15 protein-coding genes and 1 other RNA gene are annotated in these 16,528 nt (G+C 64.6%); 13 read left to right on the top strand and 3 right to left on the bottom strand.

The features are described from left to right. Nucleotides 1–354: RNase P RNA component class A (gene rnpB / locus V6M50_RS14150), an RNA gene on the top strand; the annotation flags it as partial. Nucleotides 355–431: 77 nt separating this feature from the next. After that, nucleotides 432–587: a hypothetical protein gene (locus V6M50_RS14145; RefSeq protein ID WP_332819209.1), complete on the top strand. Its 156-nt coding sequence runs from the start codon at nt 432–434 to the stop codon at nt 585–587. A 103-nt stretch (nt 588–690) separates the two neighbouring features. Here the strand turns inward: V6M50_RS14145 and V6M50_RS14140 are convergent, their stop codons facing one another. Continuing rightward, nucleotides 691–1,350 carry a hypothetical protein gene (locus tag V6M50_RS14140; protein ID WP_332819208.1) on the bottom strand — a complete coding sequence of 220 codons (660 nt, stop codon included), beginning with the start codon at nt 1,348–1,350 and terminating at the stop codon, nt 691–693. 239 nt (nt 1,351–1,589) lie between these two features. On the opposite strand from V6M50_RS14140, the gene V6M50_RS14135 reads away from it, so the two are divergent. Further along, nucleotides 1,590–3,305, top strand: coding sequence for a caspase family protein (locus V6M50_RS14135; protein WP_332819207.1), 1,716 nt, complete (start codon nt 1,590–1,592; stop codon nt 3,303–3,305). 25 nt (nt 3,306–3,330) lie between these two features. On the opposite strand, the gene V6M50_RS14130 is transcribed toward V6M50_RS14135, so the two are convergent. Both V6M50_RS14130 and V6M50_RS14125 read right to left on the bottom strand, forming a co-directional pair. Then, nucleotides 3,331–3,816, bottom strand: a complete 486-nt coding sequence (locus V6M50_RS14130; protein WP_332819206.1) for a GreA/GreB family elongation factor — start codon at nt 3,814–3,816, stop codon at nt 3,331–3,333. A 6-nt stretch (nt 3,817–3,822) separates the two neighbouring features. Then, entirely contained in the window at nt 3,823–5,802 is a 1,980-nt protein-coding gene (locus tag V6M50_RS14125; RefSeq protein WP_332819205.1) for a lytic transglycosylase domain-containing protein, read from the bottom strand. A gap of 149 nt (nt 5,803–5,951) precedes the next feature. Here V6M50_RS14125 and dapA point away from each other — a divergent pair, with 149 nt between their 5' ends. From dapA to V6M50_RS14075, 10 genes are all read left to right on the top strand, one after another. After that, nucleotides 5,952–6,827 carry a 4-hydroxy-tetrahydrodipicolinate synthase gene (gene dapA / locus V6M50_RS14120; protein WP_332819204.1) on the top strand — a complete coding sequence of 292 codons (876 nt, stop codon included), beginning with the start codon at nt 5,952–5,954 and terminating at the stop codon, nt 6,825–6,827. A gap of 8 nt (nt 6,828–6,835) precedes the next feature. Continuing rightward, a complete protein-coding gene (gene smpB, locus V6M50_RS14115; RefSeq protein ID WP_088442006.1) occupies nt 6,836–7,321 on the top strand; it encodes an SsrA-binding protein SmpB in 486 nt (161 codons plus the stop codon). Then, entirely contained in the window at nt 7,318–7,947 is a 630-nt protein-coding gene (locus V6M50_RS14110) for a DUF2062 domain-containing protein (RefSeq protein WP_443030518.1), read from the top strand. The genes smpB and V6M50_RS14110 overlap by 4 nt, the downstream gene beginning before the upstream one ends. A 96-nt stretch (nt 7,948–8,043) precedes the next feature. Then, nucleotides 8,044–10,104, top strand: a complete 2,061-nt coding sequence (locus tag V6M50_RS14105; RefSeq protein ID WP_332819203.1) for a M13 family metallopeptidase — start codon at nt 8,044–8,046, stop codon at nt 10,102–10,104. Nucleotides 10,105–10,196: 92 nt separating this feature from the next. Then, nucleotides 10,197–12,572 (top strand): hybrid sensor histidine kinase/response regulator, encoded by a 2,376-nt coding sequence (locus tag V6M50_RS14100; RefSeq protein WP_332819210.1) that lies wholly within the window; start codon nt 10,197–10,199, stop codon nt 12,570–12,572. After that, nucleotides 12,569–12,922, top strand: a complete 354-nt coding sequence (locus tag V6M50_RS14095) for a response regulator (protein WP_332819202.1) — start codon at nt 12,569–12,571, stop codon at nt 12,920–12,922. Before V6M50_RS14100 ends, V6M50_RS14095 begins: the two co-directional genes overlap by 4 nt. Nucleotides 12,923–13,044: 122 nt before the next feature. Beyond that, complete coding sequence (gene recA, locus V6M50_RS14090; protein WP_332819201.1) at nt 13,045–14,124, top strand: recombinase RecA; 1,080 nt, start codon at nt 13,045–13,047, stop codon at nt 14,122–14,124. Nucleotides 14,125–14,282: 158 nt separating this feature from the next. Beyond that, complete coding sequence (gene speB / locus V6M50_RS14085; protein WP_332819200.1) at nt 14,283–15,098, top strand: agmatinase; 816 nt, start codon at nt 14,283–14,285, stop codon at nt 15,096–15,098. 18 nt (nt 15,099–15,116) lie between these two features. Continuing rightward, the gene (locus V6M50_RS14080) at nt 15,117–15,767 is read left to right on the top strand and encodes a glutathione S-transferase family protein (RefSeq protein ID WP_332819199.1); all 651 of its coding nucleotides are present in this window, start codon (nt 15,117–15,119) and stop codon (nt 15,765–15,767) included. Beyond that, nucleotides 15,757–16,356, top strand: coding sequence for a hypothetical protein (locus V6M50_RS14075; RefSeq protein ID WP_332819198.1), 600 nt, complete (start codon nt 15,757–15,759; stop codon nt 16,354–16,356). Before V6M50_RS14080 ends, V6M50_RS14075 begins: the two co-directional genes overlap by 11 nt. Nucleotides 16,357–16,528: the final 172 nt, after the last annotated feature.

The following is a 16,528-nucleotide window of genomic DNA, read 5'->3' as shown; positions in this document are numbered from 1 at the left end:
GGGGAGGAAAGTCCGGGCTCCACGGAAATCACGGTGCCGGATAACGTCCGGCGGATCGGGCTTCGGCCAGGTTCAGGGAAAGTGCCACAGAGAGCAGACCGCCAAAGGCTTCGGCCCGGCGAAAGGTGAAAGGGTGCGGTAAGAGCGCACCGCGCGGCTGGTAACAGGCGCGGCACGGCAAACCCCACCGGGAGCAAGGTCGAATAGGGACGGTACGAGGCAACTCAGGGCTGATTCCGGCCCAGCTGTCCGGGTTGACTGCTTGAGCGTTCGGGTAACCGTTCGCCTAGAGGAATGATCGCACAGTCCCCGCAAGGGGATGGACAGAACCCGGCTTATAGACCCTCTGGCACTTCTCTCCCCGACACCGCGTGCGGAACGCCCGTGCGCGGGCCGCGTTCTAAACGGACCAGTTGAAAGGGAAACGCACCATGAAAGTCGTCGATGAACATGTCGAAGTGACCGAGACGGAGGCGAGCGGCGGCGTCAAAGGCCATAATGTCCGCTATGTGCTGGCTTTCTCGCTGATCGCGGTAATCATCGTCATGTCCGCGATCTGGATCATTCCGGCGCTGCTGCAACGCTGAAACCCGTAGCTCGTCATTCCGGCGAAGGCCGGAATCTCATCGGCGCGTGCTTAAGCGTCGTCGAGATTCCGGCCTTCGCCGGAATGACGAACCAACGGGAATGCTATTTCGCCTTGGTGGCCCCAACCAGTTCTTCCTCGGCTCCCGGCGTGTCCTCCATATAGATGGTCCGCACCGACCGCTTGAATTTGCGGGTGTAAAGCTTGTCATATCCACGATCGCCGGTTTCGGAAACCTTGAGCAAGGTCGTGATCGTATCGCCGGTCAGCACATTCCAGCTCATCTCGTTGCCGTCATGGGCATAGGTGCGGCTGTACACGGTCGCATCGAGCCCGATCAGCCGCATCCTTGGCCGTTCCTTTGTCATCACGGTGCGATAGCGATAGGTCGCTGACAGCGCGGTGGTGCCGCCGGTCAGGTCGCGGATCGTCAGCACGCCCTTGTTGATCGTCAGCCCGGCCGGGCCCAGCGGATCGGGCTCGAGCTTGAACTCGCCCGCGGGTTCGTGCCCTATATCGACCTCGCCGTGATAACTCAGCACGACATGAAGCGTTCGCGCGTCGGGGCTGGAAACGATGAAGACCGTGTCGGCATCGCCGTCGCCGTTGAGGTCGCCATCGACGCGCCCCTCGATTTCTTCGCCAAGTTCGAGCTGATCGAGAAGAAATTGGTCGGTGATCGGCGGCATGGGCGTGCGCTCTTGCACGGCGAGCGCCGCCCCAGGCAAACACAGGGCCGCCATCAATCCCAAGCTTCGCATCATTTCCGTCCTCCCCCCAATCTTCCCACTGGCCGCGACCAGATTATCAGCTGTTATCGCGTCGTCCAGCCGGTGTTGGTGACGGCGCACACACCCAGTTTCCGCTTTCCTACATTATCCCGCTGACCTACCATCGCATCGGGAACAGCAAAGCGGTATTTATGCAATTCCAGAGTGAAGTTGCGCAGAATTCCGCCGGTTTCTGTTCGAGCCTGTTGGGGGGCGTCTTGAGGGGTATCGCGATGATGACGGGACCGCGGGCCGGCGCGCTTGGTGCGGCGCTTCTCACGCTCTTCTGCTTCGTGCCGGCGGCTTCGGCACAGGCGCCCGGGGCCTGCGGCGCCGCGCCGCTCGAGGGCGAGCGCGTCGCGCTGCTGATCGGCAACAGCGCCTATAACGACTGGGAATGGCCGTCGCTCAAGAATGCGGTCAACGACATCGACCATGTCTGCGATGCGTTTGCGAAGGCCGGCATCGCACCGCGTATCGTCCGCAATGCCGACATGCCCGCGCTCGACGCCGCGCTGACGCGATTTGCCGCCGAGGCCGCGGGCGCCAAGTCGGTCATCATCTATTATGCTGGGCATGGTTTCGAATATGGCGGCCGCAACTGGCTCGTGCCGATGGAAGCGCCGCCCGCGACGCGCCGCGCCGACGTCGATAAACGCTATCTGTCGATCGAGACGGTGGTGAAGCGCGTCGTGCCGCAGGGTGCCTTTACGCTGCTGTTTGTCGACGCGTGCCGTACTGCCGATCCGGTCGTCCGGGTCGAGGATGCCGATGTCGCCAGGGGCGAAGCGGGGTCGGCGCCGCTCGGCCTGCTCGACATCGAGCAGGGCGCGGTTTTCTATTCGACTGCAAAGGGGCGTCCCGCGCTCGATTTCGCGCCGGTCGGCTCGCCGGTCAGCCCCTTCGCCGCGGCGGTGGTCAAGGAACTCGGGATTCCGGGCCTCGAAATATCGGACTATTTCAAAATCGTATCGCGCGAAGTGTATAAGCGGACCTATGGCATGGAGCGGGGGCCGCAGCAGCCCTTTCATTATGGCAGCTGGTTCGACGATTATTATCTCGTCGCGCCGCTCGAAATCCCCCGCGCCTTACCCGCGTCGGCCCCGGTCGTTGCGGCCTCGTCCGCCGCCTCGGCGGCGACGGTGCGCGGCGCCGCAAAACCCGCCGCCGACCCGCTCGCCGACATTTCGCTCGACCGACTGGCGATCGAGGACGAGCCGATCTTGGTTGCCGACATCCTGTCGCGCCATCCGGCGAACGAGCTTGTCGCGCTGGCCGATGGCGGTCATCCGCTGGCGCAGCATCTTGCCGGATATATGTTTTCGCTGGGCGTTGGCGTGAAAAAGGATCTGCCGCGCGCCCGTGCCTATCTCGAAAAATCGGCGGGGCAGGGCTTCCCGGCTGGCCAGCAGGAACTGGCGTACCTGCTTCTCGAAAATGACCCGACGCCGGCGGAGGTGGAGCGTGCCCGCGACCTTTATGTCGCGGCATCCAATGCCGGATTCTCCAAGGCAAAGACGCATCTCGCCTATCGCCTGGCCGCCGGCGCCTTTGGCCCGGCCGACTTCGTCCGCTCGCAGGCGCTCTACGCCGAAGCGGCGGAAAAGGGGCACCCGGCCGCGATCTTCGCGCTCACCTATTTCGCCGACACGCGCGCGGCGAACCTCGCGCGCCTGCGCAGCATTGCTGCTGCCGGCAACCCCGAGGGCAATCACTGGCTGTGCGAAGCGCATTTCGCCGACAAGACGCTGGCGGCGGCGATCGAGGATTGCGGTATCGCCGCGCGCGCCGGTTTCGCGGGGTCGCGCGCGATCCTCGCCGATGCCTATGCGAAGGGGATTGGCGTTGCGGTCGATCCCAAGGAAGCGTCGCATTGGGCGAAACTGGCGCGAGACCTGCCCGAACTGCGCAAGGATCAGCGCGACCTGATCGCGGGGATTGGGGAATAGCTTCCTCTCGCCGGAGAGACGGTATTCAGGCGGGGTAGCTGACCGCTATCACTTCCCATTCCTTGATCCCGGCGGGCAATTGCACCGTCCTGACATCGCCCGCCGCGGCGCCGCGCAGCGCGCGGGCGAGGGGGCTGTTCCAGCCGATCCGGCCTTCGCCCGCCTCGGCCTCATCGTCGCCGACCAGCGTGACAGTGCGCCGCGCATCGTCGTCGTCGGCGAGCTCGGCGGTGGCGCCGAACCAGATGCGGCTCTTGTCGGGCTGCTCGGCGGGGTCGACGACGCGCGCCGCCTTCATCCGGCGCGCGAGGAAGGACAGCCGCCGGTCGATCTCGCGCAGCCGCTTGCGGCCGTAGATATAGTCGCCATTCTCGCTGCGGTCGCCGTTGCCCGCCGCCCAGCTGATCACCTCGACCAGCTTCGGCCGCTCGTCGCCAAGCAGCGCGTCATATTCGGCGCGCAGCGCGGCAAAACCCGCCAAGCTGATGATGTTCGTCTTGTCCCCCGCCATGCGGCTTTATCCGGGGGTGCGTTTGCCGAGATAGAAGCTCAGCGGTGCCTGCGGCAGCGTCCGGCCGTCGCGGAGCGAGTCGTACACGACCGCATTTTCGAGCACGCGCTGCACATAGTTGCGCGTCTCGAAAATCGGGATCGCCTCGATCCAGTCGACCATCTCGATCCCGCCGCCACGCGGATCGCCATTGGCGCGGATCCATTTGTTCACATTGCCCGGCCCGGCGTTGTACGCCGCGACCGCGAGCGGGTAGCTGCCGCCAAAATAGCGCAGCATCTGCTGGAAATAGGTCGACCCCAGCATGATGTTGTAATTGGTGTCGGCGGTCAGCGACCCGGCATCATAGCTCATCCCCAGCTTGCCAGCGACTTCGCGCGCGGTGCCGGGCATCAACTGCATCATGCCGCGTGCGCCGGCATGGCTGATCGCCTGCCGGTCGAACTGACTTTCCTGCCGCGTGATCGCATGGATGAAGGTCCAGTTGCCTTCATGCCCCGCGGGAACGCGCACGGTCGGGAAGCCCGAGACTTCGACCGCGTCGAGGCTGTTCGCCTGTGCGCTGCGGCCGATCATCACGCCGAGGTCGGGGCGGCCGATCTGCGACGCCAATTGTCCGGCAAGGACATGGTCTGCGGGCGACGTCGCCTTTTGCGCGAGCGCGCGCAGGAACTGCGATTGTTCGCGCCATGCCCCGATTTCGCCGAGCGCGCGTGCCGCGCGGACCAGCCGGTCGTCCTCGAACGCGCGCTTGTCGTCGCTGCTCACCTGAATATTCGGATTGGGCGCCGGCTTGGGCTGCGGGCGGCGGAGACGTTCGAGGGATAATTGTCCATAGAACTGGTCATAATGCTGCGCCGCATCGGCAAAATGCGCGTTCGCTGTTGCCGTATCGCCGGCGGCCAGCGCCGCGCGGCCGGCCCAGTAAAAACCCTTGGTGCGCGTCTGCGCCGAGCGCGCGGCCTCGCCATAGGTGCGATACAGCCGCACCGCCTCTGCCGGGCGGCGGAGATCCTTGTAAGCGAGTTGCCCCGCGAGCCAGGCGAGCGACGTATAATCGTCGCGCACGCTGAGCGGTGTTTCGCGCACCACGGTTCCGGGCGGGAATGTATCGTCCAGCTGACGCGCGATATTATAGGCGGTCAGCTTGTCGCCGCCCGCATCGGCTTGCCGTGCATTGGTGAGCAGCGTTTCGAGCCATTCTTCCGGGTCGGTCGGCGCTTTTGCCAGGACACGTGGCGCTGCGAGTAGCGCGCGCGCCTCGCCGGCACGCCCCGACTGGCGCAGCCAGGTCGCCTTGTCGGTGATGTAGCCGGCGTCGGTGCGGGTCAGCGACCGGTTGGCGCTCTCGACCGCCGACGCCTGCAGCGCGGCATCGACCGAGGCGTTTCGCATCGCGAGGCGCGCGGCGAAAACGCTGCGCCGTTCGGGCGAGGTATAGGCGAGCTGGCGGCTCGCCGCTGCGGTGGCACCGAGCCACAGCAGCCGGTCCATCCGCGCGTCATGGTCGGCAGCCGTGAGCGCGCCGGGGAAGAAACTCAGCACCCGGCCCGTCTCGAAATCGTCGAGCGGCCCGCTCGTCCACGCGCGGCGGACGGCGGCATTGGCCTCGTCGCGCCGGCCGCTGGCGTTGAGCGCGAGCGCCATGCGCAAATGCCCGCTCGCCGTCTGCGGCGGATAGGCCGCGAAATAGGCGAGGGTACGCGGCGGATCGAAGCTGTCGAGCGTGATTGCCTTTTCGGCGCGGACGCGCATCTTGTCGGCGTCAGGCCAGCCCTTGTTCGCCATCAGGAAGCGCGAAAGCTGGTCAAAGGAGGCGCCGGTGTTCGCCGTCAATCGGCGCCATTCCATCACCGCATCGCCGACCGAACTGGTCGCCGGCGGCGAACCCGACGCCGATGCCAGGCCCATCTGGGCGCGATACCAGGCCATTTGTTCGGGGGTCAGTTCGCTGGCATGGGTTGTGGCGGGGATGAGGAGGGCCACGGCAAGTGCGAGGCGAGAGATACGGGGGAGATAAATCATAGCGGCCATGTTAGTGGCAAACTCCTTGCGGGGCGCTGAATAGACGTCCATGAGGCGGCGCGCCGACCCTTTCTATCGGTCGCGCCACGGTTTTTGTAAAGGAGCGGGGCATGTTTTCGGGGTCGATTCCCGCGTTGGTGACGCCATTTCGCGATGGGGCGTTCGACGCCCCGGCCTTCGCGCGCCTGGTGGATTGGCAGATCAAGGAAGGGACCAGCGCGCTGGTCCCGTGCGGCACGACCGGCGAGAGCCCGACGCTCGGCTTCGACGAACATTATCAGGTGATCGACACCTGCATCGAGGCGGCGGCCGGCCGCGTCCCCGTGATCGCGGGTTGCGGGTCGAACGACACCGCAACCGCCATCCGCCATATGCGCCATGCACAGGCCGCGGGCGCGGCGGCGGCACTGGTCGTCGCGCCCTATTACAACCGGCCGAGCCAGGACGGCATGATCGCCCATTTCAAGGCGCTCGCCGATGCCAGCGACCTGCCGATCGTCGTCTATAATGTGCCCAGCCGCACCGTGGCCGACATCAGCGCCGAGACGATGTGCAAGCTCGCCGAAATCCCTTCGATCGTTGCGACCAAAGATGCGAGCGGCGATCTGGCGCGCGTGACGATGCACCGTATGGGCGCTGGCAACGACTTCTGCCAATTGAGCGGCAATGACGATCTGTGGCTGCCGCATGCCGTGATGGGCGGCGTCGGCTGTATCTCGGTCACCGCGAATGTGGCACCGCGCCTCTGCGCCGATTTCGCGGCCGCGTGCGCGGCGGGCGAGTGGGCGCGCGCGCTGACGCTGCACGACCGGTTGTTCGATTTGCACAAGGCGATGTTCTCCGACACGTCGCCCGGACCGGTTAAATATGCGCTGTCGCGCATCCACGACTGGTTTTCGCCCGAAGTGCGCCTACCTATCATCCCGGCGAACGACGCATCGCGGGCGGCCGTCGATGCCGCGCTGTCTGCGGCCGGAGTAGTTTAGGTTTCAAAATGGCCCGTCCGCAGTCCGCCGCCGAATTCGACAAGAAAAAAGTCGTCGCCGAGAACCGGCGCGCGCGGTTCGACTTTGCCATCGAACAGGTGTTCGAGGCGGGGATTGCGCTGCAAGGGACCGAGGTAAAATCGCTCCGCTTCGGCGAAGGCACGATCGCCGAAAGCTATGCCGAGGTGAAGGGCAACGAGGTGTGGCTGATCAACAGCAACATCCCCGAATTCAGCCACGGTAACCGCCACAATCACGAACCCAAACGGCCGCGCAAGCTGCTGCTCAGTGGCCGCGAAATCAACAAGATGTACGCCGGCGTCGCGCGGCAGGGGATGACCCTCGTTCCGCTCTCGGTCTATTTCAACAGCCGCGGGCGCGCGAAGGTCGAACTCGCGCTCGCCAAGGGCAAGAAGGCGCACGACAAGCGGGAGTCGATCAAGGAGCGCGACTGGAAGCGCGACAAGCAGCGGTTGATGAAGGAACGCGGATGAGCGCGGGCAAGCCCCAAGACTCCAAAGTGCGCGACAAGGCGGCAGTGATGAACTGGATCCGCCGCAATTCGCCGACGCGCGAAGAACTGCTCGCGAGCCGCTTCGTCAAGCCGTTCGCGCACCGCGTCGCGCACAGCCATTTGTGGCGCTTCACCCGTACGTCGGTGCCGCGCGGGACCGCGCTCGGGCTGTTCGTCGGTATATTCTTCCTGATCCCTGGCGTACAGATAATGGGCGTTGCGCTGCTCGCGCTGCCGGTTCGCGCCAATATCCCCATCGGCGCTGCGATGACCTTTTTGTCGAATCCGGTGACAACGCCGTTCATCATCATCGCGTCGGTGTGGCTTGGCGATTGGCTGTTCGGGCTTCAAGCCAATAGTGTGACCTTTTCGGCGATGATCGAGCATGGCGCGTCGGCGGGCGAATGGGTCCGCTGGGTGTTTTCCGACGCCGCGCCCGCGATGCTGGCCGGGCTGTTTGTCATTTCGCTCGTGTCGGCGATCGTTGGCTATGTCCTCGCGTCGATTTTCTGGGACAACTGGATCCGGCTTCGCTGGCGGCGGAAATTGCAGCGCGCGCGCGACCAACGACATGAGCAATCGACGAGCGACACCCCCACCAGTTGAACCGAGAACGCGCGGGCGTATAGCTGTCGCATCGCAAACCCGTGCGGCGCGTTCGCGGCGCACATGATCGCTTCGTCTTGAAAACTGGGGAATATCATGACTCGTTCGAATACTTCTTCGCGCCTGATGGCGACCGCTGCGCTGGGCGCCCTGATGCTCGCCGCTGTTCCGGCAACCGCCAAGGAAAAGGCCGCCACCGCGCCCGCGTCCGAAAATGCTGCCAAGCCCGAACTCGGCACCTTCGGCTTTGACACGTCGGGCATGGACAAGACCGTGCAGCCGGGCGACGATTTCTATGGCTTCGCCAACGGCACATGGGCGAAGAACACGCAAATCCCGGCCGACAAGTCGAATTACGGCATGTTCACCGCGCTGGGTGACCTGTCGCAGACGCGCACCCGCGAGATACTGGAAGCCGCGAAGGGCGATCAGGGCAGCATGATCGGCCGCAACTATGCCGCCTATCTCGATTCCGCGACGGTGGAGGCCAAGGGGCTGGCCCCGATCCAGCCGTGGCTGAACAAGGTTCGCGCCGTCGACAAGCCCGGCCTCGCCAAGCTGCTCGCCGAAGCCGACCGGAGCGGAGTCCAGCATTTCTTCGGTGGCTTTGTCGGCCAGGACGACAAGAATCCCGATGTCTATATCTACACGATGTTCCAGGGCGGCATCGGCATGCCCGACCGCGACTTCTACCTGAAGGACAATGAGCGCAACGCGAAGATTCAGGCGGCCTATCTGAAGCATCTGGAAAATGTGCTGGTACTCGCGGGCGAAAAAGATGCGACCGCGCGCGCCAAGGCAATCTATGATTTCGAAAAGCAGGTCGCGACGGTCCATTGGGACAAGAATGACAGCAGCGACGCGACCAAGGCCTATAACAAGATGACCATCGCCGAGCTGGTGAAGGCTGCGCCCGGTTTCGACTGGTCGACCTTCATCCGCGGGCTCGGCGTCAACGAAGAGTCGCTCCTCGTGTCGCAGCCGAGCGCCTTCACGGGCGAGGCGAAGCTGCTCGCCGACGCGCCGATCGCGGTGATCCGCGACGCGCTCATCGTACGCAGCATCGACGGTTTCTCGGGTGCGCTGCCGGAGAAGTTCGCGCAGGAAGCTTTCTCCTTCTATGGCACCGCGCTGTCGGGCACGCCGCAAATGCAGGAGCGCTGGAAACGCGCGGTCGACTTTACCACCGGCAATCTGGGCGAGGCCGTCGGCCAGGATTATGTTGCCAAATATTTCCCGCCTGAAACCAAGGCGGCGATGGACGTGCTGGTCAAGAATGTCCTCGCGGCGCTCGACACCCGCATCACGAACCTGACGTGGATGCAGCCCGAAACCAAGGTGAAAGCAAAGAAGAAGCTCGCCAATTTCACCACCAAGATCGGCTATCCCGACCGTTGGAAGGATTACAGCAAGCTGGACATCCGCAGCGATGACCTGTTCGGCAACGCGCTGCGCTCGAACCAGTTCGCGCATGACGACAATATCAGCCGCCTGGGCGGTCCGATCCGTCGCTGGGAATGGGGCATGACCCCGATGACGGTAAACGCCTATGCCAATTTCGGCATGAACGAGATCGTTTTCCCGGCTGCGATCCTGCAACCGCCCTTCTTCGATCCGCACGCCGACGCGGCGGTCAACTATGGCGGCATCGGCGCCGTCATCGGTCACGAGATCAGCCATCATTTCGACGACCAGGGCGCCAAATATGACGAGACCGGCAAGTTGGCGGACTGGTGGACCCCGGCTGACGTTGCGGCGTTCGAGGCCGCGGGCAAGTCGCTCGTTGCGCAATATGACGCCTATGAAGTGCTGCCCGGCGAAAAGCTCGACGGCACTTTCACCCTCGGCGAGAACATCGGCGACCTCGCCGGCCTGACCATCGCCTATGACGCGTACAAGAAGTCGCTGGGCGGCAAGGAAGCGCCGGTGATCGACGGGCTGACCGGCGATCAGCGCTTCTTCCTTGGCTGGGCGCAGGTGTGGCGGCGCAACTATCGCGAGCAGAATCTGTCGCAGCGTATCACGACCGATCCGCATTCACCCTCGATCCAGCGGACTTGGGTCTCGCGCAACCTTGACCCTTGGTATAAAGCCTACCAGATCATGGAAGGCCAGAAGCTCTATCTGGCGCCCAAGGATCGTGTTCGCATCTGGTGATGCGCCAATAGGAAAGTCTGTCATTGACCGCGCAAAGCCTGCCCTCCGCTGATGGTGATTTCATCAGGGGGGCGGGCCCCGCCGGGCCGCTTCTGGCCCCGGCGGGCCTGTCGCGTGTCGACGTCGGCCTGCTCGGTGGCCTCGCGCTGTTGTCGGCCGCGCTGTTGTTCTGGGCGACGCGCGATACCATTTTGGCCGCCGGATTCCTCGCGGGGCTCGCCGTTGCGGCGGGTGGTGCCCTGCTCGCGCGCCGGCTGTTTCCTGTCGCGGTCGGCGGAGAGGCGGCACTCCCCGATTGGACGATGCTGCGCCAGGCAGTCAGTCACGACGATGTCGCGATCGCGGTCACCGACCGGGCCGGCCGCATGGTTTGCGCCAACGACCTGTTCGGCACCTGGTTCAACGGCTTTGCCACTCCGCCAGGCTTGCCGCTCGAAGGGCGGGGGGGCGAACTGTTGAAAAACGCGGGCCGTGTGGCGTGGCGCGATGGCGAAGGACGCGCCGACGATATCGCGATCGGCCCGCTGCAACTGCGCGCGCAGGTCACGCGTACCGGACAGGCCGAGGATTATCTGGTCTGGCGCTTTTCCGCGCTCGAGCGGCTTGATCTTGCCTCCGAAATCACGCGCCATCTCGACGGTCCGGCCGGCCGCACGCTGGGCCACGCCGGCGTGATGACGGCGCTCGTCAGTGCGGAGGGGCGGCTGCGTGTCGCCAACCAGGCCTTCCTGCTCCGCGCGCTGGGTGAGGACGACGCCAGCCATTATGCTGGCCGCGATGTCGCCGCGATGCTGCGGCTCGACGATGGCGGGGCACTTTATTTCGCGCGCGAGGGCGATCGCGCAACCCCGGTGCGGATGCTGCAAATCCCGCTCGCGCCCGCCGACAGCAATACGCCGATGCTGCTCGCGATGCTCGACGAGGAAATGGGGCCCGCCGACCGCGGGACGGCGCAGACCTATGTCGAAACCTTGTTGTCGTTGCTGCCGTTCGGGCTGGCGATGGTCGATCGCGATGGGCGCTTCCTTTATATGAACCGTGCTTTCGTGCGCGCGGCCAACCTTGGCGAAGGGAAGATGCCGCGCTACCCTGGCGACATTGTCGTTGGTGAGGACAAGGGCGCGCTCGCCGACATGATCCGCCGCCACAGCAGCGGCCAGCAAGTGGGCGGCGACCTGTCGATCCGGCTGGCGGGGCAAAGCGGCGATCCCGTCTCGATGCGTGTCGTCGGCGTGCGCGGATTGGGCGAGGCGGCGGTGCTGCTGAGCCTCAAGGATTCGAGCGAGGAATCGCGCCTGAAGCGCCAGGTCGCGCAGGCGTCGAAGATGCAGGCGGTCGGCCAGCTCGCCGGGGGTGTCGCGCATGATTTCAACAATATCCTGACCGCGGTGCTCGGCGCCTGCGACCTGATGCTGATGCGCCACACGCCGGGCGACAGCGATTATGACGACATCCAGCAGATCCGCAGCAACGCCAATCGCGCCGCGAGCCTGACGCGGCAGTTGCTCGCCTTTTCGCGGCAACAGACGCTGCGGCCGCAGATATTGCAGCTGCCCGACGTGATTTCAGAGGTGTCGCACCTGCTCAAGCGGCTGATCGGCGAGACGGTCCAGCTGTCGGTGCATCATGGCCGCGGGCTGGGCGCGGTGCGCGCCGACCCGGGCCAGCTCGAACAGGTGATCATCAACCTCGCTGTCAACGCGCGCGACGCGATGCCGGGCGGGGGGACGCTGACGATCGAAACCTACCCGGTATCTGCCGCGGACGTGCGGCTGATGGGCAATGAGTTCATGCCGCCCGCCGACTATTGTGCACTCAAGGTCAGCGACACCGGCACCGGCATTCCCGCCGATGTGCTGCCCAAGATTTTCGAACCCTTTTTCACGACCAAGGATGTCGGCAAGGGGACCGGGCTTGGCCTGTCGACCGTCTACGGCATCATCAAGCAATCTGCGGGATACATCTTCGCCGACAGCAAGCCCGGGCAGGGGACGAGCTTCGCGATCTATCTGCCCGTCCACCGCGCCGACGGCGATCCCCCCACGGTGCAGCAGCCGCCCGCCAAGCCCAAGAAGAGCCAGTGGGGGACGGGCACGATATTGCTCGTCGAGGATGAGGATATGGTGCGCGCCGTCGCGGAGCGCGCGCTGACGCGGGCGGGCTACACCGTCGTCACCGCGTCGCAGGGCGAAGAGGGGCTCGAACGTTTTGCCCAGATGGAGAAGATCGATTTGATCATCAGCGACGTTGTCATGCCAACGATGGACGGTCCCGCGATGGTGCGCGCGATGCGCGCCAAGCGAGCCGACCTGCCGATCCTGTTCATGTCGGGCTATGCCGAAGAGCAGCTTCGCCAGTCGATCGACATCGACGATGTCGCGTTCCTGCCCAAGCCCTTCTCGGTCGCGCAACTGGCCGAGGCGGTCTCGGCCACGCTCGACGATGCCGCGCATCGGGTGCCCAAATGAGCGATCATCGCCGCATCCTGCTCGTCGAGGACGATGTGCTGATCGGCATGATGCTGGTCGATATGTTCGATGCGCTAGATCTTCCCGAACCCGCGCAGGCGACGAGCAACGAGGAGGCACTCGCCATCATCGCCGCCGAGCCGCTTGCCGGGGCGTTGATCGACATCAATCTTGGCGATGAAAAGGGCTGGCCGATCGCCGACGCACTCGCCGAACGCGGCATTCCTTTCGCTTTCACCTCGGGCGGCGGCGACGTCATCCCGCCGACGCATGCGCATCGCAAGCTGGTGACCAAGCCGTTCCGGATCAGCGATATAGAGGCCGCGCTGGACGAATTTTCGATGAGATAATGCGCCTTTATTGCCGGTCTATTTTTCTTTTGTTCCTCTCTTGTTCTATGAGAACAAATGCCGTACGAAGGTCTGGCGTTGCGATGGCTCTGCCTTCGCTTTAGAGCAGGAAAGGGACGGTCATGGCCGGACAATTGTCACTCGTCGAATCGGGGAAATCAGTGAACAGCACGGACAGGCAGAAGGCGCTCGACGCCGCGCTCGCGCAGATCGATCGCGCCTTTGGCAAGGGCTCGGTAATGAAATTGGGCTCGAAGGAAACGATGCAGGTCGAGTCGATCTCGACCGGATCGCTCGGCCTCGACATCGCGCTTGGCGTCGGCGGCCTGCCGCGCGGGCGCGTGATCGAAATTTACGGTCCTGAAAGCTCGGGCAAGACCACGCTCGCGCTGCACGTCCTCGCCGAGGCGCAGAAGGGCGGGGGCACGGTCGCCTTCGTCGACGCCGAACATGCGCTCGACCCGGTCTATGCTCGCAAGCTGGGTGTCAACATCGACGAACTCATCGTGTCGCAGCCCGACACCGGCGAACAGGCACTCGAAATCGTCGATACGCTGGTGCGGTCGAACGCGATCGACGTGCTGGTGGTCGACTCGGTTGCCGCGCTCGTTCCGCGCGCCGAAATCGAGGGCGAGATGGGCGATAGCCACGTCGGTCTTCAGGCGCGGCTGATGTCGCAGTCGCTGCGCAAGCTCACCGGCTCGATCAGCCGCTCGCGCTGCATGGTGATCTTCATCAACCAGCTGCGCATGAAGATCGGCGTGATGTACGGCAATCCCGAAACCACGACGGGCGGCAACGCACTGAAGTTCTACGCCTCGGTCCGCCTCGATATCCGCCGTACCGGGCAGATCAAGAATGGCGATGAGATCGTCGGCAACACGACGAAGGTGAAGGTCGTGAAGAACAAGGTCGCGCCGCCGTTCAAGCAGGTCGAATTCGACATCATGTACGGGCAGGGTATTTCGAAGATCGGCGAGATTCTCGATCTGGGTGTCAAGGCCGGCATCGTCGAGAAATCAGGCGCCTGGTTCAGCTATGATTCGATCCGCATCGGGCAGGGTCGCGAGAATTCCAAAACCTTCCTCAAAGAAAATCCGGAACTGATGGAGCGGCTCGAAGCTGCAATTCGCAGCCGCACCGACGCGGTCGCCGAGGAAATGATGGCCGGCCCCGACGATGAGGGCGACGACGAAAACTGATAACCATCCGGCCGGTTCGCCTGCTCGAACCGGCCGGCCGACGGCGGCGGGCCCTATGCCCCTTGCAGCTATAGCGTACCTGCACTCCCCTCTCCCCGCAGGTCGGCCCGCCCGCCGTTGATCCTTGCGCCGCCTTTGCCAGCGGTTACAAGCGGCGGATGCCCGCGATACGCCTTTTCGGCCTCCCAACCGACATCAACAGCAGTTTCGAACGCGGTGCCGCGGCCGGGCCCGCTGCGATCCGCGCGGCGCTGTGGGGCGACCGGGGCAATCTTGCGAGCGAACTGGGGCCCGAGATCGGCACCGACATCGCTTTCACCGACGACGGCGATCTGGCGCTGAGCGAGGACACGCCGCGCGACGACGCCGCGATCCGCCGCCATGTCGCGATGCTGCACGAGGATGGCGAGATACCGCTCGCACTCGGCGGCGATCATGCCGTGACCTTTCCGCTCGTCGAGGCGGCGGCGACCTGTTTCGGGCCGGTCAACATTCTCCATTTCGACGCGCATCCCGACCTCTACGACGATTTCGCCGGCAATCCGCGCAGCCATGCGTCGCCCTTTGCGCGCATCTGCGAGGCGGGCCATGCGGCGCGGTTGGTCCAGGTGGGTATTCGCACCCTCAATGGCCATTGCCGCGAACAGGCGGCGCGCTTCGGGGTCGAGATCATCCCGATGGCCGATTTTACGCCCGACCGCGTACCGATGCTCGGCGGACCGCTCTACATCTCGATCGACCTCGACGGGGTCGATCCGTCGGCGGCGCCCGGCGTCGCGCATCCCGAACCCGGCGGGCTGACGGTGCGCGAAATGCTCGCGGTGCTGCACAAACAGACGGCGCCGATCGTCGGCGCCGACATCGTCGAACTTCATCCCGGCCGCGATATCGGTGACGTTACCGCGATCCTTGGCGCCAAGCTGGTGCGCGAACTCGCGGCGCTGATCGACCGCAACGGACCCTACAAGAACTGACCCGAAAAGGAGAGCGCCATGAGCCTGATCGTCCACCATCTGAACAATAGCCGCTCGCAGCGCATATTGTGGCTGCTCGAGGAAATCGGCGCGCCGTACGAAATCAAATTTTACGATCGCGATCCGGTGACCAATCTCGCGCCGTCCGAACTGATCGCGGTCCATCCGCTGGGCAAGTCGCCGGTGATCGAGGTGTTCGACGATTCCGCCTCCGGCGGAAGGGGCCGCGTCGTCACCGAATCGGGGGCGATCACCGAATATCTGTGCGAGCGCCACGGCGGCGGGCATCTGGTTCCCGAACGCGGCAGCGACGATCATATCAGCCACCTCGAATGGCTGCATTTCGCCGAAGGATCGGCGATGACGCCGATCCTGCTACGCATCTATACCGCGCGCCTCGGCGAAGCCGCGGCGCCGATCGAGCCGCGCATTTCGCAGCAACTCGATTCTCACTTCGCCTATATGGAAAGCCGCGTCGGCGAGAACGGCCATTTCATCGGCGACAGTCTGTCGGCGGCGGACATCATGCTGAGCTTTCCGGCCGAGATCGCAATCATGCAGGGCATGGCGCCGCGCTATCCCAAGCTCGCGGGCTTCGTGAACGCCTGTCACGTCCGCCCCGCATGGCAGCGCGCGCGAAAAAAGGGCGGCGCCTATTATGGCTATTGATCGCCTGACGCGCGGCCGCATCCTTCTGACGGCCGTTGCCTTGCTTTTCGGTGCTCCCACCGCGCTCGCTGCGCCGCCAACGCTCGCGCCGGAGGTCGAGCGCGAGATCATCGTCCCCGAAGGCGCCGCTTTCAAACCGTCGCCGGCCGACGAGGAGGGCGCCGTCGACCGGTTCGCCGAATATGTGCTCGCGCTGGAAAGGCGCGATTATGATGCCGCCTATGCGATGCTGCGCCTGTCGTTCCAGGCGTCGAATCCGCGGCTCGAATGGGAAATGAACCTTCGCAAGCGCCCGACCCTGTGGGCCGACGGGACGATCCGCGTGCTGCGCCTGAGCTGGTACGCCGACCCTGCCGGGCAGCCGCCCGGATTGTACGCGGCTTTCGATTTTCGCGGCGATCGCAAGGACAAGACGATGGATTGCGGCTATATCGTCGTTCATCGCGCTGCCCCCGGCGCAGGCTGGTCGGTCGTGCGCACCGACACGTCGGAGGTGCCTGCCGACCTGATCGAGGACGGGGTTCCCAAGGCTGACGTGCTGCGCCAGCTGCCGTGCTATCTGGGCAAAGGAATCGCGACCGCTTTCTGACCGATTGGACAACAAGCGGTCATCGACACGAAGCGGCTTGTCGCACCGACGCAAAATCCCTAATTCGCGCGCATGACATCGACCAATGACATTCGCCGCTCGTTCCTCGACTATTTCGCGGGGACCGGCCACCATATCGAACCGTCGGCGCCGCTGGTGCCGTACAACGATC

The sequence above is a fragment of the Sphingopyxis sp. genome (assembly GCF_036675685.1).
Lineage (GTDB): Bacteria > Pseudomonadota > Alphaproteobacteria > Sphingomonadales > Sphingomonadaceae > Sphingopyxis.
The sequence above is the reverse complement of the archived record's forward strand: the minus strand, read 5'-3'. Positions and strand labels throughout refer to the sequence as shown.